Origin of the sequence: Streptomyces colonosanans (assembly GCF_001866645.1) — a bacterium.
In the GTDB taxonomy this organism is placed as follows: domain Bacteria; phylum Actinomycetota; class Actinomycetes; order Streptomycetales; family Streptomycetaceae; genus Streptomyces; species Streptomyces colonosanans.
Genome location: NZ_MLYP01000035.1, coordinates 19,264 through 41,191, shown reverse-complemented (window position 1 = coordinate 41,191; position 21,928 = coordinate 19,264). Strand labels below are relative to the sequence as shown.

Below are 21,928 nucleotides of genomic sequence, written 5' to 3'. Positions count from 1 at the left end.
GGACTCCGCCGGGCCCCCGGGGTCGCATGACACCGCTGCCCCGCGCTCTTTCGGAACGCGGGCCGTAAACAGCGTCCCGGGCGGCGGTTTTGTTACGGCCGGCATATGGGTAAGAGGTCACGCCCTGTGCGGCGTGGCATGCGGCTCGGGGGATTCGGTAGCGTGAGCCGACGATTCCGTAAGTCCCCCATTCGTAGGAGTCCCGGTGACGCAGAGTGGACAGGGCGAGGAGCCCTCGGCGCAGCCCGCGCGCGAAGGCATCGTGCTGCCCTCCGACGGTCATGCCGCCCCGGCGGGCGGCCAGGCCTGGGGCGGGTCGTGGGGGCCGGAGCAGCCGGCCCAGACACCGCCCGCCCAGAACTGGGGCGCCGACACAGCACAGTCCTGGGGTGCTCCGGGCGCGCAGCCGTCCTGGCAGCCTTCCGACGCGCAGTCGGGCTGGGGCCAGGCTTCGGCGCCGCAGCCGCAGGCCGCGCCGGGACGGCCGCTGACGCCGCAGGCACCCGCGGGCTCCGGCGCCGGGCCGCTGCCGCCCGAGGCCGCGCCGACGTCTTCGTACGGCGCGAACGGACAGCCCGCCCCCCGGGGCGCGCACTCCGTTCCGCACGCCGCGCCTCTGCCGTCCGCCGCCGACGAGGGCGCCACGCAGTACATACCGCCCGTCGTCCCGGACGAGGGGGCGACCCAGTACATCCCGCCGGTGGCGCCGGGGGCGCTGCCCGAGGAGGTACCCGCGGATGACGCGACACACTTCCTCGGACAGTCCGCCGGCCCCGCGCGGCACGGCGGGGGGATGCCGCCCGCGGTGAACCCCGATGCGGAGGCCACGCAGTACCTCTCGCCCGTGCCCGGCGGGCCGGCACCGGCGCCGTACGGGATGCCGTCGGACGCGGCCGACGGCGGGTGGCAGACGCCGTCCGAGTTCGACAACCTCTTCCGCAGCGACGAAGGCGGCGCCGCGTCCACCCAGCAGATGCCGCGCTTCGACGTCGCGGACGAGCCCGGCGCCCCCGTGGGCCGGGCGGCCGGACGACGCGCCGGCGGCGGTGGCCGTCCCCCGTCGCGGGTGCCGCTCATCGCGGCCGTCGGCGTGGGCATCGCCGTCGTCGGTATCGGGGCCGGCGCCCTGATGGGCGCGGGCGGGGACAGCGGCAGCAAGGGCGTCGACAACCAGACCGTCGCTGCGACCGGCCCCGCCGCGGAGCCCTCGCAGTCGGAGTCCGCGTCCGCGCCCGCCGACCAGGCCAAGGAGCAGGCGGTCGCGCTCGACAAGCTCCTCGCCGACAGCGGCAACAGCCGCGGCGCGGTGATCAAGGCGGTCGCCGATGTCAGGGCCTGCCAGAACCTCGACCAGGCGGCCACCGATCTGGGCAACGCGGCCAAGCAGCGCAACGACCTGGTCACCCGGCTGTCCGGGCTCTCGGTCGACAAGCTGCCCAACCACGGTCAGCTGACCGCCGCGCTCAACAGCGCGTGGAAGGCGTCCGCGTCCGCCGACAGCCACTACGCCGCCTGGGCCAACCAGGTCTCGCACAAGAAGGGCTGCAAGAAGGGCCACGCGCGCAGCACCAGCCAGACCGCGGCGGGCGACGAGGCCAGCCGCACGGCGAGCGCCCAGAAGGCGAAGGCCGCACCGCTGTGGAACGCCATCGCGCAGAAGTACGGCCTGACCCAGCGCCAGCCGACCCAGCTGTGAGCACGGCGGTGTGCGCCGCCCGGAAACCGTTCGGAGGGCGGGCGGCGCACGCCCCGTGGCCCCTCACTCCGAGGATGTGCTCTCCAGCGTCTTCGACACGTTCACGAAACCCTTGCGCGCCGCGACCAGCCGACCGTCGCGCACGACCTGGAACGTCACGTCCGAGTTGATCAGGCGGGGGTAGTCGACGACCGCGGTCAGGTCCTGGAAGCGCCACCGCAGGGTCGGAGTGAGGCCCCCGGTGTCGACCTCGAGGTCGTTGTCGAGCGCCGAGCGGATCGTGCGGGCGGACACCTCGCCGTCGCCGAGCGAGTCGACGACCCGCTTGAGGACCGTGTACGCGATCCACGTGGTCTGCACACCCGCGTCCGCCGGGTCGATCCGGTTGTCGCCGAAGGCCTCCTCGCGGATCACCTTCTTCATCGGATCCCAGCGCGCGTCACCCGCCTCCGGGTACCAGCCGGTGACGTACGCCCCCTCGTACGGCCCCGACCTGCCGCCCGACGCGTCGATGACCGACTGGTCCACGCTGCCGAGCACGGAGGCGATCCGCACCGCCGGGTAGGAGACGCTCAGCCGCCGGAAGGAGTCCATGAAGGTGCCCGTGCGCTCGTCGAGCACCGGCACCACGCACCCCTTCCGCGGGGGAACCGCGGTCGCCTGTCGCAGCGCCTGCTGCGCCTGCTGGTCGAGCGCGGTGGCGTCCTCGGCGGCGCGCAGGTCGAAGGCCGCCGTGTGGCCGCTTGCCTCCAGCCCGGAGTCGAGCAGCATGGGGAGCTGGTCGCCGGTGACGGTGTCGGGGCGCACCAGCGCGAGGGGACCGCAGTGTTTGCCCAGTTCCTCGCCGAGGCCGGCCAGCAGCGCGGGCTGACCTCCGTTGACGGGGTAGGAGAGCGCGCTCTTGAACTCGTACTTGGTGAGCCCGTAGCCGCCTATGTAGGGGATACCGGCCGACTCCAGCGGGGACAGGGTGGATCCCGCGTACTGGCTGTAGGAGCCGACGACCGCGACGACCTTCTCCTTCGCGGCGAGGCGGGCACACTTCGCGGCGCCGATGTAGTCGTTGTGGTCGTTGCAGGTCAGGACGTTGAGCTTGCGGCCGTGCAGGCCGCCGTGCGCGTTGACCCAGCGGGCGTACGCCTTCGCCATCGCCGGCATGCCCGGCTTGTTGGTCGCGGAGGTGTTCTCGGGCGCCCAGGTCATGACGGTCACCGTGTCGTCCCCGGAACCGCCCGTGAAGCCGGGCACGACACCGCACCCGACGGTGATCGACGCACACGTCACCAGCGCGCCCGCGGACAGCAGAGCGGTCCTGGCGCGGGCAGCCGCCGTCCTGCGGACGGGGCCCGGAACGCGAGGGCCGGTGCGGGGAGAACGGGTGCGCAACCTGTCGATCATGGACACGCACGATTTCGCCACACTGCTAACCAAGGTGCGACCGGCGGGCAACGACAGGTGACGTGGAGGTGAATTGAGGGGGCCGATGATCCGGATTTCACGGGGAACGTACGATCGATGACCGTGCAAGGTTCGGAGAGGTCTTCCCGTCGCGGCCGTCGCTCATCCACCATGGGCGGCATGCCACTCAACGACATGCCGTGGTGGCGCTGGCGCAGCAATGTGCGTTCCGCGCTGCACATGCTCTCCGACCCGGTGTTCCAGCGGGACGTCTGGCTGGCCCGTGTTGACGGGTACGGCGACGTCACCGACGCCGTGTACCGCCTGGTCGAGGACACCTGGCTGGACAACTGGTCGGCCGAGAAATACGTCGGCTCGATCTTCCGCGACTCGCAGGAGGCGGCCCTCGTCGACACCGCGGTGCTGCGCGTGCTGCGGATCATGCACCAGGTCGGGCCGGACGCGCTGGTGGAGGCCTACCTCGACCACCAGCAGTGGCCGGAGGCGGTGCAGGCGGCACGCGACGCGCATGTGCGGCTCGCGGCGAGCGACGGCGAGGACCCGGACGTTCCGCCGCGCACGCTCGAGGTGCTGCGGATCCTCACACGGACCGCGTAGTCCGGTCCCTCGGCGCGTCCGGGTGGCAGGACGAGACTCCGCGCCGCCCGGCGGACGTGAGACCCTGGCGTGCATGAACGAGCTGTCCACCCGGCCCTCGGCCTCCGCCGATCAGTACGTCCTCACCCTCTCCTGCCCGGACAAGCAGGGGATCGTGCACGCCGTGTCGAGCTATCTGTTCATGACCGGCTGCAACATCGAGGACAGCCAGCAGTTCGGGGACCACGACACGGGACTGTTCTTCATGCGGGTCCACTTCTCGGCGGAGGCTCCGGTGACGGTGGACAAGCTGCGGGCGAGTTTCGCGGCGATCGGTGACTCCTGCCAGATGGACTGGCAGATCCACCGGGCCGACGAGAAGATGCGCATCGTCCTGATGGTCAGCAAGTTCGGCCACTGCCTGAACGACCTGCTCTTCCGCGCCCGGATCGGTGCGCTGCCCGTAGAGATCGCGGCCGTGGTGTCCAACCACACCGACTTCTCGGAGCTGGTGGGCTCGTACAACATCCCCTTCCACCACATCCCGGTGACGAAGGAGACCAGGCCGGAGGCCGAGGCACGGCTGCTGGAACTGGTCCGCGAACTGGACGTCGAGCTGGTGGTCCTCGCCCGCTATATGCAGGTGCTCTCGGACGACCTGTGCAAGCGGCTCAGCGGCCGGATCATCAACATCCACCACTCCTTCCTGCCGAGTTTCAAGGGCGCCAAGCCGTACCACCAGGCACACGCGCGCGGGGTGAAGCTGATCGGCGCCACCGCGCACTACGTCACGGCCGACCTCGACGAGGGCCCGATCATCGAGCAGGAGGTCGAGCGGGTGGGCCACGGCGTGACCCCGGACCAGCTGGTGGCGATCGGCCGCGACGTGGAGTGCCAGGCGCTGGCCCGCGCGGTGAAGTGGCACGCGGAGCGGCGGATCCTGCTGAACGGGCGGCGGACGGTCGTCTTCGCCTGATCGGGAGCCGGTCTACATCCGGCTCAGCGACGCCACCGCGAACAAAACATCCCTGATCGCCTCCCGGTCCCCGAGCTGACCCGCGGCGGCCTCCTCCGGCGGCACATGGCCCGCAGCCAGGCGGCAGAACTCCACCCCGTCGAGCGCCACATGCGCCACCTCGTGCTCGGCGGAGCCCACCGCGCCGCGGGGCTTCACCGGTTGCAGAGAAGCCGGGAGCGGGGGAGAGTCCAGCGGTATCAGCCACTCGCCGCCGCCCTGGCCCTCGATCTCCAGCCGCAGACAGCGTCCGGGCCGACCGACCGCGGCCAGATGCCGGGTGCGGCCGGACGAGCCCCGAAGGGCCTGCCGCCGGGCCGCCAGCGCCGCCGGCAGCATCCGTGCGGCCAGGTCGATCATCCTGCTCAGATGACGTGGCGCCGGCGGCTCGTACGGATAGTCGACCGCGTTCGCGATGTCCTCCGCGTGCACCCAGCACTCGAAGGCGCGGTCCAGCATCGCGTCGCGCAGCGGCAGTTCGAACCCGCCGTAGGGCACCGAGAGCTTCCTGGAGCCCTGGCCGGTGAAGGACACGGTCCGCACCAGGCTGTGGCTCTGCTCCCGCCACGGCATCCGGACGGAACGGGTCGGCGGGAAGTACGAGGCGCGCCAGTACGCCTCCGTGCGCTCCTGCGGTGTCCCGGTCTTCGCGGTCGCGCTGCCGAGCGGATCATCGAGTCCCAACGCCACCGCCACCAGCCCGTCGACGGAGAGCAGATGGGCGATGACCCCGGCGACGGTCGTACGACGGCTCGTCGGTCCGGTCCCGCCGAACCAGCGCAGCCGCACCGGCGCATGCCACTCGGCGTCGCCTATGTCCTGCAGCAGGGCGTCCAGGCGCGCGGCTTCCGCCTCATAGGGAGTTGCCCACTGCGGTACCGGGATACGCGGGGGCCGCTGCTGCAGGCAGCTCTCGAGAACGCGCGTGCGCAGCCCGGGATCGAGGTCGAGGGTCTCGGCGGGGTGCAGCAATCCCACGGCCTCGCGCAGCCGCCGGGCCTCGTCGGCGCACGGGCCGCAGTCGCCCAGGTGCTCCTCCATGGCCGCCGTCTCCTCCGGCGAGCAGGCGGCGAGCGCCCACGCCCCGAGCAGCGACTTCAGCACCTGGTGTTCGAGCTCGAGCGGGGGATCGCCGGCCCCGTCGGTGACGTCGTGCCCGTGCGCACCGGACACCTGCGGGCTGCCGGGGCCGCCGTGCCCCGGCGCCTCGGGCTTTCGCGCCCGGCCCCCGTCGGCGTTCCTCGGTCCCGGGCCGCGGTGGGCGCCGTACGCTGCGGACTGCCCGTACTTCTCGAAGTGTTCCGCCTCCGTCACCACGCGGCCTCCGGTTCGGGAGGGGCGCCGAAGGGCCCCGCCTCGTGGGCCGTGGACACCAACTGGAGCCCGAGCCGGAGGCGGCGGCGGGCCTCGTCCTCGGTGATGCCGAGGTCGGCGGCGGTCTGGCGGTAGTCCCGGCGCTGGAAGTACGCGCGCTCCAGCGCGGCGCGCAGCGGCACCGGCATCGAGGAGACGATGTAGTCCGCGCGGGCCGCGACCGAGGCGTGGCGCACCTTGCGCTCCAGCTCCTCCGAGGTGCCCCGGCCGTCCTGGGGGAGCGCGGCGGTCTCGGCGGCGCGCAGTCGCTGCACGGCGAGCCGGTGGGTCAGCGTGGCGACCCAGGAGCGCAGCGGGCCCTGCCCCGGGTCGTACGAGTCGGGGTTCTCCCAGACGTGGGTGAACACCTCGCGTGTGACGCCGTCGGCGGCCTCCTCGTCCCCGAGTACGCGGTGGGCGAGACCGTGCACGAGCGAGGCGAAGCGGTCGTAGAACTCGCCCAGCGCGGCCGCCTCACCGCGGGCGAGCCGCTGCTGCATCCTGCGGTCCCACCGGGGCGGTGCGTCCTTCTTCGCCATGCAGCCCCCTCACCCCCTGGTCGTGCCCTGATCGTGCAGATGTCCTGCTCCGGTTCAGCCTGTGCTTCCAGCCTTGAATGTAGTCGCCACATGGGACGACGTACGCCCCTTTGCGGCAATGTGCACCCCTTGACGGGCCGAGGGTGGTAGAGGCGGCCGGCCGCGGACCGCTGGTTCGGGCGCCCGTCTCTCCTCCGACGTCGCTGATCAGGTGTGAATGAACGAGATCCGATACCGATTGAATTGGCTCATCTATCTCACATTTTCGATAGATAGTTCGGTGTTTCCGAGAGAAGTGCGGGGGCAGCCGCACTGAAGGAAGCGTGGGAACCGCTTTCGTTTCAGGCCGGGCGCGGGCGAGCGGGAGGCATGGCGGTGACGTTCAGGGTGACCTACGGGGAGTGCGGCGAGTGGGTCGTGCTCCGGGTGGCGGGCGAACTGGACCTGGCCACGTCACCGGTGCTGCGCCGGCGGGTGCACGATGCGGTGGCCGACGGCCGTCACCGCATCGTCCTCGACCTCTCCGAGGTCGTCCTCTGCGACTCCAGCGGCGTCGGCGTGCTGATCGCAGCCCGGCGGCTGCTCCGCTCCTGCCGGGGCCGGCTCAGGCTGATCCTGCCCGGGCCCGGCGACGTCGCGGGCACCTCCCCGCCGGGCGGGACCGGCGGCGGGGGAGGAGCGCACGTCAACCGGGTCCTCGCCACCCTCGGTGTACGCCGCCTCTTCGACGTCCACCCGGACCTCGGCTCGGCCACCGGCGAGGATCCGAGCCCCCTGTCGGCGTGAGCCCGGGGCCACGGCACGGTGAAGGCGACCCCGCCGGACGGCCACACTGGTGTCCCGGTATTCCTGCGGTCTTGGTACAAGCGCCGATTCCCGCTCCCCGCAGGCGCCCGACATCGTACGCTCCGTGCCGGATGTACCCCCGACGTCATGTAAGGCGGCCGAGAACACATGGTCAGCACCGAGTACGAGCGCAGGATCGCCGCCCGGTTCGCCACCTTCGACCAGGACGGCAACGGCTCCATCGACCGCGAGGACTTCAGCGCGGCGGCCAAGGCGGTTCTCACCGAGTTCGGCACCGCGGCCCGGTCCGAGCGAGGGCAGGCCCTGTACGCGGGCGCCGAGGCGCTCTGGCAGGGCATGGCCGGGATCGCGGACGGGGACGGCGACCAGCGCATCACCCGCGAGGAGTTCGTCGGCAGCGCCGTCAAGCGGCTGCGTGACACCCCCGGCCGGTTCGCGGAGATCGCCCGCCCCTTCCTGCACGCGGCGCTCGCCGTGGCGGACGGCGACGGCGACGGAGTGGCCACCGTCGAGGAGACCGTCCGCGTCCTGAGGGCCCTCGGAGTACGCGAGGACATCGCCGCGACGGCTGCGGCGGCGCTCGACGCGGATGGCGACGGCAGGGTCGGCGAGACGGAAGTCGTGGCCGCGTTCGCCCGCTACTTCACCGTGCCCGAGTAGCGTTCGCGCAGCGTGTACTCGAGCATCCTTGGCAGGTTCTCGCCCTGCCGCCTGAAGCGGTCCGGCGGGCGCTGTGCAGGCGCTCTTCGAGGTGGGGCCCGCTGATGTCACCGATTGTGGCAATTGAGGGTTACGGAGCGTTGATACAGGGTTGTGTCCTACGCGTGACTTGTCACGGACCGGAGTCGGCGCGGGGCTCCGGTACCTTGTGTGGGATGCGAGCGGTTTCGAGCCCGATCCACTCCGGTGTGGCCTCTGCGGCGGCGCCGGGTTCGGTGATGCGCGCCGCTCGCGGGGCAGGACGGTCCATCGTGCCTGTCTGTTCGACTCACCGTGGCAAGCGTCGCACAGTATGCCGTACGCGTACTCCTTCGCGCTGGAATATGCCCGAAGCGCTTGTTGGGGTGACTGTACGTCAACCATGCTGTTGTGCAAGGGAATCACGGTGCGTGATCCTGGTTCCTGCCATGCAGTCGATGACCACGATCGTGGCCCTTGTGAGGCGCGAGGCGATGTGTCCGCCGGTTCGGATGGTGTGAGCGGTGCAGGTGCTTCAAGTGCAGCTGGAGATCCGGCCCGACCCCGCGGAGGTGGGGCGGGCCCGGCAGTGGGCTCGTTCGCGGCTCGCCGGGTCCGGGATAGGGGCGGACGAGCCGCTCGCGGAGACGCTGATCCTGCTCGTCTCCGAACTGGTCACCAATGCCGTCGTGCACACCGGCTGTCCCGCCGTCCTGCGGCTGCTGCTCACGGGTGTGCGTGACGACCCCTCGGGCGCCCCGGCCGGCACCGTCCGGCTCGAAGTGGCGGACGCCAGCGCCTGTCCGCCGTCGCCCCGGCACGCTCGCGGCGACGAGACGGGCGGTCGCGGGCTGGAACTCGTCGACGGCCTCGCCGACCGCTGGGGCTGGGACCCGGAGGGTCTCGGCAAGCGCATCTGGTGCGAGGTGGACCGCTGTGGCGCGGGTGCCGCGGACCGGGCGGCGGTGTGCGGGGTGCCGGCACCCATGCCGGAGTTCGCGTACGGCGCTGTGTGACCGGGTGCGCTCCGGCGCTCGGGGCAGGGACGTACACGCCTGGGCACGCGGCCCACGGGTGACGGTCCCTTGAGCTGAGTCACTGTCGGGTGCGCCGGGTCGTGCTTCCGGGCGCGCCGTCACTATCAGGGCATAAGTGGTGAATCCGCGGCCGGGAGTTGACGCGACGTGCCCGTGTGATCACGCCGGGATCCAGCGATTCGCCGCGAGGGGACGTCGAGGGCTTCGGCGGCGGGGGGCCTAGGCGAGTGCGGGTCGCGATGCGGCGTCGGCTCCTTACGCGGCCGGACGGCCTCGGGGGAGGCTGTCCGAGGGCCAGGGTGGGAGCGTCGGACCGGATGGCGGCGCGCGATGCCGCGTTCGGGGCGAGGCGGGGCGTCTTTCCTTCGAGCGCAGTCGAGAGCGGGTGAGTCGCGCCGCCGGCCGACCTCCGTCGGCGCCGCCGCCGAAGGGGCCGGGTTCGCCGACAGCCGGAAGGCGTGGCTCCTTCTTCTCCACAGGCTGTGGATAACTCTTCGGGATTCCAAGTCGGGCCTTGCGTATCCCGTCTCCACCGGATCGAGCGCGTGTCCGGGTGCCGCATATCGTCTCTTACCGGGGGGAAGAGCCGTGGAGGCGTACGAGGAGGCTGCCGCGGACGCACACACGGAGAAGGGGTCAACGGCCGTGCCGATGCTCTGAGTTCCGCTGCTCGGCCGTCACCACGCGGGTGTCATCGCGCGGTTGTCCACAGGCCCGGACACGCAGGGGGCCGCTGTCAGACATGTCCCCTATCTTCGACGCATGACATACCGCGACGTGGCCTCCCGACAGGTCCTGACCTGGGCCGTGGTGGCCGTCGGTGCCCGGATGCCGGTCGCCATGGCCCCCCTCGCCCTGGTCTTCCTCGCCCGTGACCGCCCCGGCGGCTACACCCTGGGCGCGACGCTGGCCGCGGCCTACGTGATCGGCGAGATTCTCGGCGCCCCTCTCCTCGGTATGCGCATGCGCCCCGACCCCGCCCGCCCCCACATGGCCGCGGGTCTGGCGGTCGGGGCCGTCGGCTTCGCGGGCCTCGGCGCGTTCCCGGCCGCGCATCCTGTGGTCCTCGCCGGCTTCGCGGTTCTGGCCGGCGGCGCCCCGGCCGCCGCCCCCGGTGGTCTGCGCGCCCTGCTCACCGCCCTGGTCCCGCGGAGGGCCGTCGCCCAGGCCCTGTCCGCCGAGTCGATGCTGATGTCCGGTATCTGGGCCGTCGCCCCGGCGGCGGTCACCGGTCTCGCCCTCGGTGCGGCGCCCCGGGTGCCGTTGCTGCTGGGGGCCGCCCTGATGGCCGCGTCGGTGGCCGGCCTGTGGCTGCTGCCGCCCGGCTGGGACACCGACCCCGCGGACCAGGAAGGCGCGTCGATGTTCCGGCTGCTCGCCCGCGCCTGGCCGGTGTACGTGACGGGCGCGGCCAGCCTGTCCCTGCTCTCCCTCGCCGAACTCGTCCTGCCAGCCCTGCTCGAACAGCGCGGCGCGGCCGTCGGCTGGTCGGGGCCACTGCTGACGGGTCTCGCCGTGGGTTCGGCGGTGGGAGCGTTCGTGTACGGGCTGCGCTCGTGGCCGGGCGGGCTGGGCGCTCGGAGCGTGGTGCTGATGTTCGGCCTCTCGTCGTGTGTGACGCTGGCCGCGTTGATACCGGGCACGGCCTGGATCGCCGTCGCCCTGGTCGCCGCGGGCGTGTTGCAGGCGGGCGCGATGATCACCCGCAACCTTTCGCTGCGGGAGGCCGTCCCGGAGAGCGCCCTGGCGGCGGGCTATTCGGTGATGTACGCGGCGGTGGGCGTCGGCTATGCGGCCACGGGCTCCCTCGCGGGCGCCCTGCTCCACTTCGTCGCGCCGTCGACGGCGATCCTGGCCGGCGTCGCCCTGACCCTGACGCTCACGCTGGCGGGCGCTCTGGGCGAGCGCGTACGGCGCCCGGCGTCATCTGCCGTCGGCGGAAAGAACGTTGTCGCCGACGAGGCCACTCCCGCCACCGGTGCGGAACGTGCGCCGGTACGCGGTGGGAGTGACCCCGAGCGCCCCCTGTAGGTGCTGTCGCATCGACTGGGCCGTGCCGAAGCCGGCGTCCCGCGCCACCTGGTCGACCGACAGATCGGTGGACTCCAGCAGATGGCGGGCCCGTTCGACGCGCTGCTGGGTCAGCCACTGTCCGGGGCTGATGCCGACCTCCTCGCGAAAGCGCCGAGTGAAGGTGCGCACGGACATGGACTCCTGCTCCGCCATGTCGCGCAACTGGATGGGCTCGTGGAGCCGGCCGAGCGCCCAGGCACGGGCGGCGGTCGTGGTCGCCTGCTGCGGCTCGGGCATCGGGCGCTGGATGTACTGCGCCTGGCCGCCGTCGCGGTGCGGCGGGACCACGGTGCGGCGGGCCACGTCGTTGGCGATGGCGGTGCCGTGGTCGCGGCGCACGATGTGCAGGCACAGGTCGATGCCGGCCGCGACCCCGGCAGAGGTCAGGACATCACCGTCGTCGACGAACAGCACGTCCGCGTCGACCCTGATCCTCGGGAAGAGCCGCTGGAAGTGCTCGGCGGACGACCAGTGCGTGGTCGCCGGACGGCCGTCGAGGCAGCCGGCCGCGGCCAGGACATAACCACCGGTACAGATGGCGACGAGCCGGGTGCCGGGCCGGATACGGGCGAAGACGGCGGCCAACTCCTCGCCGAGCACGCCCTCTTCGTACACCGGCCCCAGCTCGTACGAGGCCGGCACGACCACGGTGTCGGCGGTGGCGAGGATCTCCGGGCCGTTCTCGACGAGGACGGCGAAGTCCGCGTCGGTCTGCACCGGGCCCGGCGGCCGGACCGAGCAGGTGACGACGTCGTACAGCCGTCGTCCCTGTGCGTCCCTGGCGAGCCGGAAGATCCTCTGCGGGATGCCCAGTTCGAAGGGCAGCAGCCCGTCGAGGGCGAGGACGACGACGCGGTGGCGGCGAACGCCTTCGGCAACGGTCATGGCCCGATCCTAGCGAACACTGTCCTTCGGGCCACTCGTTTGCGGGGCGCCGCAGACCGGATGCTCTATGGCGTGACCCAGACAACCGCTGCCGCAGCAACGGCCGGGGAGACGCGGCCCAGCCGCCCGACCCGCATCCACCGCGCTTGGTTCGTCGCCGCCGTCACCTTCGTGACGATCATCGGGGCGGCGGCCTTCCGTACGTTGCCGGGCCTGCTGATCGACCCGCTGCATCAGGAGTTCCACTGGTCGCGCGGCACGATCGGCGCGGCCGTGTCCATCAACCTCGCCCTCTACGGCCTGACCGCACCCTTCGCCGCCGCCCTGATGGACCGCTTCAGTGTCCGCAGGGTCGTCGCCGTGGCCCTCGCGCTCATCTCGCTCGGCTCGGGCGTGACCGTGTGGATGAGCACGGCCTGGCAACTGCTGCTGTGCTGGGGCCTGCTGGTCGGCCTGGGCACGGGCTCGATGGCGCTGGCATTCGCGGCGACGGTCACCAACCGCTGGTTCACCGAGCGGCGCGGTCTGGTGAGCGGCATCCTCACCGCCGCCTCCGCCTCCGGACAGCTGATCTTCCTTCCCGCACTGTCCTGGACGGTCGAGAACCACGGCTGGCGCCCCGCCGCCGTGACGGTGGCCCTCGCCGCCCTCGCGGTCATCCCCTTCGTCTGGCTGCTGCTGCGGGACCACCCGGCGGACGTGGGCCTGAAGCCGTACGGTGCACGGGAGTTCGTACCGAAGCCGGAACCGGTGTCCGGGGCCGCCCGGCGTGCCGTCACCGTGCTCCTCTCGGCGGTGCGCACGGGCCCGTTCTGGCTGCTGGCCGGCACCTTCGCGATCTGCGGCGCCTCCACCAACGGCCTGATCCAGACGCATTTCGTCCCGGCGGCCCACGACCACGGCATGCCGATCACGGCGGCGGCCTCGCTCCTCGCGGTCATCGGTGTCTTCGATGTGGCGGGCACGATCGCCTCGGGCTGGTTCACCGACCGCTTCGAACCGCGCCGCCTGCTCGCGGTGTACTACGCCCTGCGCGGCATCTCGCTCCTCTTCCTGCCCGTACTGCTGGCCCCCGCCGTCCACCCGCCGATGATCTTCTTCATCGTCTTCTACGGTCTGGACTGGGTCGCCACCGTCCCGCCCACCCTGGCGCTGTGCCGCGAGCAGTACGGCGAGGACAGTGCCATCGTCTTCGGCTGGGTCCTCGCCTCTCACCAGGTCGGAGCCGCCCTGGTGGCCTTCCTCGGTGGTGTGGCACGGGACGCGTTCGGTTCGCACGACGTCGTCTGGTACGCGTCGGGCGCGCTGTGCGCGGCGGCCGCCCTGATGGCGCTGGTGATCCGCAGGCGCCCCGCGACCGGGTGAAGGAAAGGGGTGGGGCCGGTGGCGCGGAACGACCGGTTGGGGGGGAATCGGCGTGCGGAGCGTTGCGAGTGGGTGGGGTGCGGGGATTCGCTGAAAGACCTGACGCAATAGCAAGAAAAGGGAGTCAGTGGGGAGTTGGACACCGTGAGGGGTGTGATCCGACTTACCGGCGGGGAGTGGACCGCCGTTCTGCGCCACGGACCCTTGATTGAATGGCCCGATGGCCGACATACGTGATGACTCGCGCTCTCACCCCTTCCCGGAGCTGCATGGCCACGGCCTGCGGCTGAGCGACTGGGACCCTGATGTGGAAGCCCAGGTGGACGACTGGTTCCGGGGGCTGACGGACCCCGACTTCCTGCGCTGGAACACACCGCTCAGGATCGTGCGGGACAGGGATGATGCGCGGGAGTCGCTGCGGTCCAAGGCGCTCCGTGCGGCGGAGGGCCTGGACGCGACGTTCCGGGTCACGGATGCGGCCGACGGCAGGACGTTGGGGCAGGTCGGCGTCAACCTCATCGACCATGTCTTCCGGACGGCCCGCGTCGGCTACTGGGTGCTGCCCGAGGCCCGCGGCGGGGGCGTCGCCACCCGCGCCCTGGCCCTCGTCGGCCGCTGGGCCCTGACCGATCTCGGCCTGAACCGCCTGGAACTGGGCCACGCCCTCGGCCACGAGGCGTCCTGCCGTATCGCGGAGCGGTGCGGCTTTCCGTACGAGGGGACGCTGCGCGGCGCGATGTTCGAGGCGGAGCGCCAGGACGTGTTCCGGGACGTGCATCTGCACGGACGGATCGCGGGCGACCCCGAGCCCACGCTTCCGTGAGCGGGCGGGCGTAAATCCGTGTGCAGGACGCGCTTGTTCGCGAGATCTTGGTCTGCATGGATTCAGGCACGTACGACTGGCGGTTCACCGGCGACCTGGAGGAGTTCCTCGGGCGGGCCGGGTCCTTTTTGCGGTCCCAGCCCGCTCTGCACACCGTGCAGTTGACGGTCGCCGACAAGCTGCGGACGGAAGGGCTGTCGGCGATGGGCGGGAAGCCGCCGTACTTCGGCTGGCTCGCGGACGAGGACGGCACCGTACGGGCCACGGTCCTGCGCACGCCCCCGTACCAGCTCAACCTCACCTCCCTCACCGCAGGGGCCGCCGACGCTCTGGCGGCGCGGCTCGCGCTGGACGGGCGGGTGATTCCGTCGGCGGGCGGACCGGCCGAGACGGTCGCCGCCTTTGCCGCCGCCTGGGAGCGCGGCACCGGAGCCGCCGCCCGGCTCGCGATGCGGCAGCGCCTTTACCGGCTCGGCACGTTCACCCCGCCAGAGCCCGCGCCGCCCGGAAGCGCCCGGGTCGCCGGCGCCGACGACCACGGGCTGGTCGCGCGCTGGTACGCCCAGTTCCACGTGGACGTCGAAGAGCCTGCCGGGCAGGACCCGGACCGCTGGGCCGAAAGCCGTATCGCGTACGGCGGGATCACGCTGTGGGAGACGCCGGACGGCACGCCCGTCGCGATGGCGGGTGCCACGCCCGAGGTCGCCGGGCAGGTCCGGGTGGCTCCCGTCTTCACCCCCGCCCCGCTGCGTGGCCGCGGCTACGCGGGCGCCGCCACCGCCTCGGTCACCAGGGCCGCGCTCGACTCCGGCGCCGAGGAGGTCCTGCTCTTCACCGACCTCGCGAACCCCACGAGCAACGGCCTGTACCAGCGGCTCGGGTACGAGGCGGTGGCGGACTACGCGGTGCACGAGTTCTCGGCGTAGGGGCGCCGCCGGCGCCCCTGTGCGGATCAGGCCGGGCCGGTCAGGGCCACAGGAGTTCCCTGGTCCACCCTCCCTGCGTGCGCCGGTAGACGAGCCGTACGTGCCGGCGCTCCGCGTCCCCCTGGAAGAACTCCACCTCCTCCGGCTGGAGGCGGTAGAGAGTCCAGGACGGGACCGGGGCGTCCGGCTCGCGCCGTGCCCGCTCCCAGGCCGCCGCCGAAGCCCGCGCCAACTCCTCGGTGGAACCGAGCACTTCGCTCTGGTGGCCGGTCAGCGCCGCCGCCAGCGCACCGGTGGAGCGGGCGTGCAGATCCGCCTGCCCTTCCTCCGGGGGTCCGGACGTGACCGGGCCGCGCAGCCGGATCTGCCGGCCCTGGGCGGACCAGTAGAAGCCGAGGGCGGCATACGGCCGGGCCGCCAACTGTCCGCCCTTGCGGCTTCCCGCGTGCGTCGCGAACACCCAGCCGTCGGCGTCCGCGCCGTGCAGCATCACGATCCGGACGTCGGGCATGCCGTCCGCGTCCGCGGTCGCCAGCGACATCGTGTGCGGCTCGGTCTGGCCCGCCGCCACCGCCTGCGCGAACCACTCCGTGAACAGCTCCAGTGGCTCCGCGGGCGCCGCCGACGGGGCGAAGGCGGGCAGTTCGGTGGTCTCGGGGGCCCAGACCCGCAGAGACCTGAGCAGTTCGTGAAGATCCGTTCCCATGGGCCGAGTATCACCCTCCGCCCCACCACCCTGCCTCGGTGTGCGGACATGAGCAACGGGCGGCGGTCCACCGGAGTGGACCGCCGCCCGCATGACAGAACGTGGGCCTTGAACGGCCGACCGGACCGGCGCGCTTCAACGCGCACCGCGTCACTCATCACATCGCGTGCTACTTCGTCGGTTTCTTCCCCGTTACACCCAGATACACCAACAGAGCCAGATTCGGCCTGAGTTCGGCCTGCTTCACACCCCAGGTCTGGAAGGCCTTCTGGTGCGAGGTCACCGACGCGAGCATCGCCACCAGCGAACCGGCCACGGCCGCCGGGCTCACGTCCTTGTCGACCCGCCTCTTGGACTGGAGTTCGGCGATCGCGTCCGTGAGAGGGCTGCTCACGGAGTTCAGGATCTTCATGCGGATCTTGTAGAAGCGCTTGTCGCCCTCGGCCGCACCCAGATCGACGACTCGCAGAATGGCGTCGTTCCTGCGCCAGAAGTCCAGGAAGCCGTCCACGAGTTCCTGCGCGGTCTGCCAGCCCGCCTTGCCGACCCACGAGCGGCCCTCGAGCAGCACGGTCAACTCCGCGGCGCCCGCGGCCGTGTGGTCGGCGATCTCCAGAACGGCGCCTTCGACGTCCGGGAAGTACTGGTAGAAGGTCGCGGGCGACGTCCCTGCCTTCCGGGCGACGTCAATGACCTTGACGTCCCGGTACGGCGAGGAGCTGAGCATCTCACTGAGGCAGTCGAGCAGTTTCTGCCTGGTCGCCTGCCCTCGCCGACCGGCCACGCGGCCGTCGACGGTGCGCACTTGTCCTGTCATGCCGTCAGCTTACCGAGGGGTGATCGGAGCGCGATTCGGCCGACTGCAAATGGGGAGTGCGGGAGGCGTGGGCGCGCTTTCGGGCCTGTGAGGTGGGAGTACGTCAACGCGCGACCGGCGTGAAAGGCCGTTAGCTTGGATGGTATGGCCGAAAATCCGCCATCGCCGACGCCCCGCGGAAACGGCGCTTCGCAAAAGGCCGGGAATGGTGCCGCGCCGGGCCGGGGGAGCGGCCCCGCGCCCAGCGCTCCGGAGGGCACCGCCTTCCCCGAGGGCGTCCCCTGCTGGATCGATGTGCAACTACCCGACGTGGAGGCGGGCCGGCGGTTCTACGGTGAGCTCTTCGGGTGGACCTTTGAGGAGGCGCACGGCTCCTCCGTGTGGGCGTACCTCGGCGACAGGGTTGTGGCCGCGCTGGTGCCCAAGCGGGACGGGCGGATGCCCACGGTCTGGACGGTGTACTTCGCGGCGCCCGACGTGGCCGCGCTCACCGGGCGGATCCGGGCGGGTGGCGGCCAGGTCGTCATCCCGCCGACCCCCGTGGACACCCTGGGCACCGCGGCGCTGGCCGCCGACCCCGAGGGCGCCGTCTTCGGCCTGTGGCAGGCCGGCACGCACGCGGGCTTCGGCAAGCGGCACGAACCCGGCTCCTTCACCTGGGCCCAGCTGTACGCCCGGAACACCGTCACCGCGAACACCTTCTACACGCGCCTCTTCCACGACGCCCTCCTCGGGCCCGACGCCGTCCCCGACTTCGGGCGCGCTCCGCTCGAGGATGTCTTCCCCACCGAGATGCCGCCGCACTTCCTCGTCCACTTCGGCGTCCGCGACGGCGCGGCGGCGCTCGCCGCGGTGGGCCGACTGGGCGGTCGCGTGCAGGTACCGCCGTTCGAGACCCCGTACGGAAGGGTGGCGGTCGTCACAGACGATCAGGGCGCCTCCTTCGCACTGCTCCAGCGGTAGCCGGGGCGGCCCGATGCCCCCGAAGGCGGCACGGCGAGGGCGGACGGGCGTTCCGCCTCTGCGGGCGCCCGCTTCCCGAAGGGTGCTCCGGCATGGTTTTGTGCCAGGACATCCCGATCTGCTCCTGGGTTCGCAACAGATGGCCCGGGCAGGAAGAATCAGGGTGCGTGCCGCCATGGCGGTGCGCTGGTGAGACGCTGCACGGGGTTGCGTTCACAAGGCGGATGACGCGACCCGTACGGGGAGGTGGCAGGCAAGTGGTGGATCAGCTGACGCAGCACGATCCGCGGCGGATCGGGCCGTTCGAGGTGCTGGGGCGGCTGGGTGCCGGCGGCATGGGGCTGGTCTATCTCGCGCGCTCGGCGTCCGGCCGGCGAGTGGCGATCAAGACGGTGCGCACCGAACTCGCCGAGGACCAGTTGTTCCGGGTGCGCTTCACGCGCGAGGTCGAGGCCGCGCGGGCGGTCTCCGGCTTCTACACGGCGGCCGTGGTCGACGCCGACCCGCGCGCGGCCGTGCCGTGGCTCGCCACCGCGTATGTGCCCGCGCCCTCCCTCGAGGAGATAGTGGCCGAGTGCGGGCCGCTGCCGGCCCAGGCGGTGCGCTGGCTGGCCGCGGGTGTGGCCGAGGCGCTGCAGTCCATCCACGGGGCGGGCCTCGTCCACCGGGACCTGAAGCCCTCCAACGTCCTCGTCGTCGAGGACGGTCCGCGGGTGATCGACTTCGGCATCGCCTCCGGCGTGTCGAACACGCGTTTGACGTTGACGAACGTCGCCGTCGGTACGCCCGCCTACATGTCCCCCGAGCAGGCGAAGGACTCGCGCAGCGTGACCGGCGCCAGCGACGTCTTCTCGCTCGGCTCGATGCTCGTCTTCGCAGCCACCGGACATCCTCCCTTCCACGGCGCCAACCCCGTCGAGACCGTCTTCATGCTGCTGCGCGAGGGTCCGGACCTGTCGGGCCTGCCGGACGAGCTGCGCCCGCTCATCGACTCCTGCATGCAGATGGAGGCCACCGGCCGCCCGAACCCGGCCGACCTCCAGGCCCAGTTGGCGCCCCATCTCTTCGGTTCGGGCTCCGACGACAGCGGTACGGCGTCGGCGTGGCTGCCCGAGAAGGCGGTCGGCCTGATCGAGGCGCGGCGCGGCGGACGCGCGCCGGCCAGGCCGTCCTCCTCCGGCAGCCGTGGCGGCGACGGCGCGCGGCCGGTCGTACCGGCCCCGGCGTCGCGCGAGCCCGTGCCCGCGCAGGCTGGCACGCCCGACTCCGGGCCGGTGCGGCTCGCGGGCGCGCCCGTGCCGATCGGGCCCGGGCCGCGGGTCGCCGACGCCCGCGCCGCCGCGGTGAAGGCGCCTCCCCCGGAGGCGGGTCTCGCCGCGTCCTGGTCCCGGCCGCGCGGCGGCGTCAACGGCGCGGCCGGAGCCGTGCCCACGGCCGCGCCGCCCGCTCCCCATTCCTCCGCCGCGCCCGCACCGGGGGTGGCCGGCTGGCGCCCGTGGCGCTTCCGTATGTCGAACGACGTCTGGGGCACGCCCTCGGTCGCCGGCGACCTCGTCTACGTCACCTCCTTCGAGGTGCACGCCCTGGACGTGGCGACGGGCCGCCGCCGCTTCAAGACACGGGACGTGGCCTGGTCGATGTCGGTCGCGGACGGCCGTATCCACGCCTCCGACGGGCCGATGCTCTTCGCCCTGGACGCCCGTGAGGGCACGGACCTGTGGCGGTTGTCCACGGACGGCTGGGTGTACTCGCTCAAGGCCGACCGCGGCACGGTCGTCACCGGGATCCGCGGCGGCGGCGTCCAGGCCTGGGAGGCGTCGAACGGCCAGAAGCTGTGGGAGATCACCGGGGCGCAGTCGGACTTCGAGACACCCGAGGCCGGGCCGGTGGTCCAGGACGGCACGGTGTACGTGTGGCAGGACGCCCGGCTGCGGGCCCTGGAGGCACGTACGGGCGAGGAGCGCTGGTCCTACCCGATCGGGGACGCGGCGTCCTGCGGCGGCGTACCCGTGCGCCTGACGCAGGCACCCGACGGCTACGTCTACGTCTCGGCCGGCACCCGGGTCCTGGCCATCGAGGTGTCGACCGGCATGGTGCGCTGGCACTTCGAGGCGCCGGCGGTGTTCCTGTGCCCGCCGACCTTCGTCCCGGGGCCGGCGGTGACCGGCGGCGGCATCTATCTAGCCGACTACCTCGGCACGGTCTACGCCCTGGACGCGACGGACGGTCGCGACCGCTGGCGCATCGCCACGGAGTCGCGGTCGGCCATCGAGCCGGTGCTGGTGGCCCAGGGTCAGGTCCACGTCGGTAGCGGCAAGGGCCTCTACACCCTGGACGCGGTCACCGGCACCCCCAAGTGGCGCTTCCAGGCGGGTGGCGACATCGTGGGCTCCCCGGCGGTGGCGGAGGGCCGAATCCACTTCGGCTCCATGGACCACCTGCTGTACACACTGAAGGCCGACGACGGCCGACTGCGCTGGAAACTGGCGACCGGCGGCGAGATCACCGGCCCGCCGGTGGTGCGGGACGGCGTGGTGTACGCGTGCAGCAAGGACCACTGCGTCTACGCCCTGGACGCGGAGAAGGGAACGGGGACGGCCCGGACCGCCTGAACCGAGGCCACTCGGGGGGAGTTGTCGTAAGGGTGGTTGAGGAGTGGCTGTTGGGCCGCCCGCTTCATTGCCAGTGTCGTGCTTTCGCAGGCCGCGTCAAGGGCGCTTCGCGTCGGCTTCGCCGATCGGCCTCCGGCCGACCCTTGACCCGGCCCGCTCCAGCACGGGTAAGAAGCGAGCGGGCGGGCCCGGAAGAGCGGGGTCCCCAGGTAGGCCGAGGGAAAGGGCGGTTGCGGAGCCACTCGGAGGCGGGGGCGCATAAGCGCCTCGCCTGCACGCCGGGTGGGTTTAGCGGCGATCGGCGGGCGGGTGGTGCGCGGACGCGTCTCGCCTGCACGCCGGGTCGGTTCAGCGGCAATCCGCCGGTGGGTGGGGTCGCGTTCGCTGGGCGGGGCATGCCGGTGGGTTCGGCGGCGTTCGGCCGACGAGGGGGCGGGGGAGTTGTGCCCGTGGGGGCAAGTAGCGGTGCGCGATTGGAGGGTTTGTGTCACTGCCCTCGCCTCCCACCTGCGGTTTTGCCCTCGCCCGCTGGCACAAACCCTCCAATTAGCCATCAGCGGCCCCACCCACCGATCGCCGCTAAGCCGGCCCGGCGCGCAGGCGAGGCGCGAGTGCGCCGTCCGCTGCCGGGCCACTCGCCAGCCAACCCCGCCGCAAACCCCGGTAGGACCCCCGCTCCACCCCCGGCCGCCTGCTCGCTTCTCACCCGTGCTGGAGTGGGCCGAGTCAAGGGTCGGCCGGAGGCCGATCGGCGAAGCCGACGCGAAGCGCCCTTTACTCGGCCCACGGAAGCACGACACTGGCAATGAAGCGGGCGTCCCAGCAGCCACTCCTCAACCACCGGGGAGCCAAAGCCTGCCCCGGTGCCCCCCGCCCCCGCCCGTGAGTTCAGGAGCAGTCGCAGTCAGCGCGGCTCTGACCTCCCGGATCATCCACGCCGGGCGGTGGAACACATCCTCAGCGGTGAAGCGGAGCAGGTTTCGTACCTCGGGGCACTGAAGGACCTGGTTGAAACGGGCGACGTCGCGCCGGTGGGACTCCCGGGTGCCGTGGTAGGCGTAGCCCTCGATCTCGACCGCGAGCCCCTCGGCGCGGAAGAGGAAATCGAGGTAACGGCGGCGGCCGTCCGGGGTGTGCACCTCGGCCTGGGGCTCGGGGTGGAGACGGGCGTCGAGCATGCGTAGGCGGGCGATCGTCTCCGCAGGTGAACCGGAGCGGGGATCGACCAGCGCCAGCCAGTTCCGGGCCCTGGTAGCACCGAGGAGAGGGGCTTCGAGAGCGACGGCGAGGGCGGCCGGGGTGGTGAGCGGGGCGCGGCGTGCGTTGCCGACGGTGCGGCGGCTGAGCGCCGACTCCACGGCGACGAGCGCGTCATCCCTGGGGCCGGCCCGGAGAAGGTCGGTGAGGGTTCGAGGGACCTCGGTAACGCGCAGTCCCCACCGCTGGACAACTTCGGTTTCGGAGAGGGGGATGCGATGCACCCGTACGCTGGGGAGGCGCCGCCGGAGGCTGAGTGTGGGATCGGTGAACTCTGCGGCATCCAGGGCGTCCGGGGAATCTGCCGTCAGCGTCTCGATTCCCCAGAGGTAAGCAGCCGAGCGGTGGCTCACGACGAGCCTCGGACTGAGGAGCTGGGCG

The 21,928-nt window shown here is 72.1% G+C and carries 19 protein-coding genes; 12 read left to right on the top strand and 7 right to left on the bottom strand.

Translation table 11 applies throughout. The features are described 5' to 3' along the window. Positions 1-205 precede the first annotated feature (205 nt). Complete coding sequence (locus tag BIV24_RS12895) at positions 206-1,696, top strand: hypothetical protein (protein ID WP_071366403.1); 1,491 nt, start codon at positions 206-208, stop codon at positions 1,694-1,696. A 63-nt stretch (positions 1,697-1,759) separates the two neighbouring features. Here BIV24_RS12895 and BIV24_RS12890 read toward each other — a convergent pair whose 3' ends face one another. Further along, a complete protein-coding gene (locus BIV24_RS12890; RefSeq protein ID WP_071366416.1) occupies positions 1,760-3,094 on the bottom strand; it encodes an ABC transporter substrate-binding protein in 1,335 nt (444 codons plus the stop codon). Between the two features lie 117 nt (positions 3,095-3,211). On the opposite strand from BIV24_RS12890, the gene BIV24_RS12885 reads away from it, so the two are divergent. Continuing rightward, the gene (locus BIV24_RS12885) at positions 3,212-3,712 is read left to right on the top strand and encodes an SCO4402 family protein (protein WP_071366402.1); all 501 of its coding nucleotides are present in this window, start codon (positions 3,212-3,214) and stop codon (positions 3,710-3,712) included. Positions 3,713-3,785: 73 nt separating this feature from the next. Continuing rightward, entirely contained in the window at positions 3,786-4,667 is an 882-nt protein-coding gene (gene purU / locus BIV24_RS12880; protein ID WP_071366401.1) for a formyltetrahydrofolate deformylase, read from the top strand. A 12-nt stretch (positions 4,668-4,679) separates the two neighbouring features. Here the strand turns inward: purU and BIV24_RS12875 are convergent, their stop codons facing one another. Beyond that, entirely contained in the window at positions 4,680-6,020 is a 1,341-nt protein-coding gene (locus tag BIV24_RS12875; RefSeq protein WP_425442563.1) for a maleylpyruvate isomerase N-terminal domain-containing protein, read from the bottom strand. Beyond that, a complete protein-coding gene (locus BIV24_RS12870) occupies positions 6,017-6,598 on the bottom strand; it encodes a sigma-70 family RNA polymerase sigma factor (RefSeq protein WP_071366400.1) in 582 nt (193 codons plus the stop codon). The genes BIV24_RS12875 and BIV24_RS12870 overlap by 4 nt, the downstream gene beginning before the upstream one ends. 369 nt (positions 6,599-6,967) lie before the next feature. Here BIV24_RS12870 and BIV24_RS12865 point away from each other — a divergent pair, with 369 nt between their 5' ends. From BIV24_RS12865 to BIV24_RS12850, 4 genes are all read left to right on the top strand, one after another. After that, positions 6,968-7,384: an STAS domain-containing protein gene (locus BIV24_RS12865; RefSeq protein ID WP_071366399.1), complete on the top strand. Its 417-nt coding sequence runs from the start codon at positions 6,968-6,970 to the stop codon at positions 7,382-7,384. A gap of 168 nt (positions 7,385-7,552) precedes the next feature. Then, a complete protein-coding gene (locus tag BIV24_RS12860) occupies positions 7,553-8,065 on the top strand; it encodes an EF-hand domain-containing protein (protein WP_071366398.1) in 513 nt (170 codons plus the stop codon). A 542-nt stretch (positions 8,066-8,607) separates the two neighbouring features. Continuing rightward, positions 8,608-9,099, top strand: a complete 492-nt coding sequence (locus tag BIV24_RS12855; protein WP_177198703.1) for an ATP-binding protein — start codon at positions 8,608-8,610, stop codon at positions 9,097-9,099. Between the two features lie 783 nt (positions 9,100-9,882). Further along, on the top strand, positions 9,883-11,151 hold the full coding sequence (locus BIV24_RS12850) for an MFS transporter (protein WP_071366396.1): 1,269 nt from the start codon (positions 9,883-9,885) through the stop codon (positions 11,149-11,151). Here BIV24_RS12850 and BIV24_RS12845 read toward each other — a convergent pair. Continuing rightward, positions 11,044-12,078: a GlxA family transcriptional regulator gene (locus BIV24_RS12845; protein ID WP_071366395.1), complete on the bottom strand. Its 1,035-nt coding sequence runs from the start codon at positions 12,076-12,078 to the stop codon at positions 11,044-11,046. The genes BIV24_RS12850 and BIV24_RS12845 overlap by 108 nt on opposite strands. Before the next feature lie 72 nt (positions 12,079-12,150). On the opposite strand from BIV24_RS12845, the gene BIV24_RS12840 reads away from it, so the two are divergent. The 3 genes from BIV24_RS12840 to BIV24_RS12830 all read left to right on the top strand — a co-directional run bounded on the left by BIV24_RS12840 (position 12,151) and on the right by BIV24_RS12830 (position 15,192). After that, positions 12,151-13,443 carry an MFS transporter gene (locus BIV24_RS12840; protein WP_071366394.1) on the top strand — a complete coding sequence of 431 codons (1,293 nt, stop codon included), beginning with the start codon at positions 12,151-12,153 and terminating at the stop codon, positions 13,441-13,443. Between the two features lie 220 nt (positions 13,444-13,663). Then, complete coding sequence (locus tag BIV24_RS12835; protein ID WP_071366393.1) at positions 13,664-14,266, top strand: GNAT family N-acetyltransferase; 603 nt, start codon at positions 13,664-13,666, stop codon at positions 14,264-14,266. A 56-nt stretch (positions 14,267-14,322) separates the two neighbouring features. Continuing rightward, on the top strand, positions 14,323-15,192 hold the full coding sequence (locus tag BIV24_RS12830; protein WP_071366392.1) for a GNAT family N-acetyltransferase: 870 nt from the start codon (positions 14,323-14,325) through the stop codon (positions 15,190-15,192). Positions 15,193-15,232: 40 nt separating this feature from the next. On the opposite strand, the gene BIV24_RS12825 is transcribed toward BIV24_RS12830, so the two are convergent. Then, complete coding sequence (locus BIV24_RS12825) at positions 15,233-15,898, bottom strand: pyridoxine/pyridoxamine 5'-phosphate oxidase (RefSeq protein ID WP_071366391.1); 666 nt, start codon at positions 15,896-15,898, stop codon at positions 15,233-15,235. A 169-nt stretch (positions 15,899-16,067) separates the two neighbouring features. Further along, positions 16,068-16,703: a TetR family transcriptional regulator gene (locus tag BIV24_RS12820; protein WP_071366390.1), complete on the bottom strand. Its 636-nt coding sequence runs from the start codon at positions 16,701-16,703 to the stop codon at positions 16,068-16,070. A gap of 156 nt (positions 16,704-16,859) precedes the next feature. On the opposite strand from BIV24_RS12820, the gene kbpA reads away from it, so the two are divergent. Then, complete coding sequence (gene kbpA, locus BIV24_RS12815) at positions 16,860-17,678, top strand: AfsK-binding protein KbpA (RefSeq protein ID WP_177198702.1); 819 nt, start codon at positions 16,860-16,862, stop codon at positions 17,676-17,678. 257 nt (positions 17,679-17,935) lie between these two features. Beyond that, positions 17,936-20,290, top strand: coding sequence for an outer membrane protein assembly factor BamB family protein (locus BIV24_RS12810; RefSeq protein WP_071366389.1), 2,355 nt, complete (start codon positions 17,936-17,938; stop codon positions 20,288-20,290). A gap of 833 nt (positions 20,291-21,123) precedes the next feature. Here the strand turns inward: BIV24_RS12810 and BIV24_RS12805 are convergent. Further along, positions 21,124-21,900, bottom strand: coding sequence for an endonuclease domain-containing protein (locus BIV24_RS12805; RefSeq protein WP_245766789.1), 777 nt, complete (start codon positions 21,898-21,900; stop codon positions 21,124-21,126). Between the last annotated feature and the right edge of the window lie 28 nt (positions 21,901-21,928).

Coding starts and splice junctions, on each gene's coding strand:
- BIV24_RS12835 (WP_071366393.1), top strand. CDS start 13,664: ATGGCCGACATACGTGATGACTCGCGCTCTCACCCCTTCCCGGAGCTG.
- BIV24_RS12890 (WP_071366416.1), bottom strand. CDS start 3,094: ATGATCGACAGGTTGCGCACCCGTTCTCCCCGCACCGGCCCTCGCGTT.
- BIV24_RS12825 (WP_071366391.1), bottom strand. CDS start 15,898: ATGGGAACGGATCTTCACGAACTGCTCAGGTCTCTGCGGGTCTGGGCC.
- BIV24_RS12845 (WP_071366395.1), bottom strand. CDS start 12,078: ATGACCGTTGCCGAAGGCGTTCGCCGCCACCGCGTCGTCGTCCTCGCC.
- BIV24_RS12870 (WP_071366400.1), bottom strand. CDS start 6,598: ATGGCGAAGAAGGACGCACCGCCCCGGTGGGACCGCAGGATGCAGCAG.
- BIV24_RS12850 (WP_071366396.1), top strand. CDS start 9,883: ATGACATACCGCGACGTGGCCTCCCGACAGGTCCTGACCTGGGCCGTG.
- BIV24_RS12885 (WP_071366402.1), top strand. CDS start 3,212: ATGACCGTGCAAGGTTCGGAGAGGTCTTCCCGTCGCGGCCGTCGCTCA.
- BIV24_RS12860 (WP_071366398.1), top strand. CDS start 7,553: ATGGTCAGCACCGAGTACGAGCGCAGGATCGCCGCCCGGTTCGCCACC.
- kbpA (WP_177198702.1), top strand. CDS start 16,860: ATGGCCGAAAATCCGCCATCGCCGACGCCCCGCGGAAACGGCGCTTCG.
- purU (WP_071366401.1), top strand. CDS start 3,786: ATGAACGAGCTGTCCACCCGGCCCTCGGCCTCCGCCGATCAGTACGTC.
- BIV24_RS12830 (WP_071366392.1), top strand. CDS start 14,323: ATGGATTCAGGCACGTACGACTGGCGGTTCACCGGCGACCTGGAGGAG.
- BIV24_RS12865 (WP_071366399.1), top strand. CDS start 6,968: ATGGCGGTGACGTTCAGGGTGACCTACGGGGAGTGCGGCGAGTGGGTC.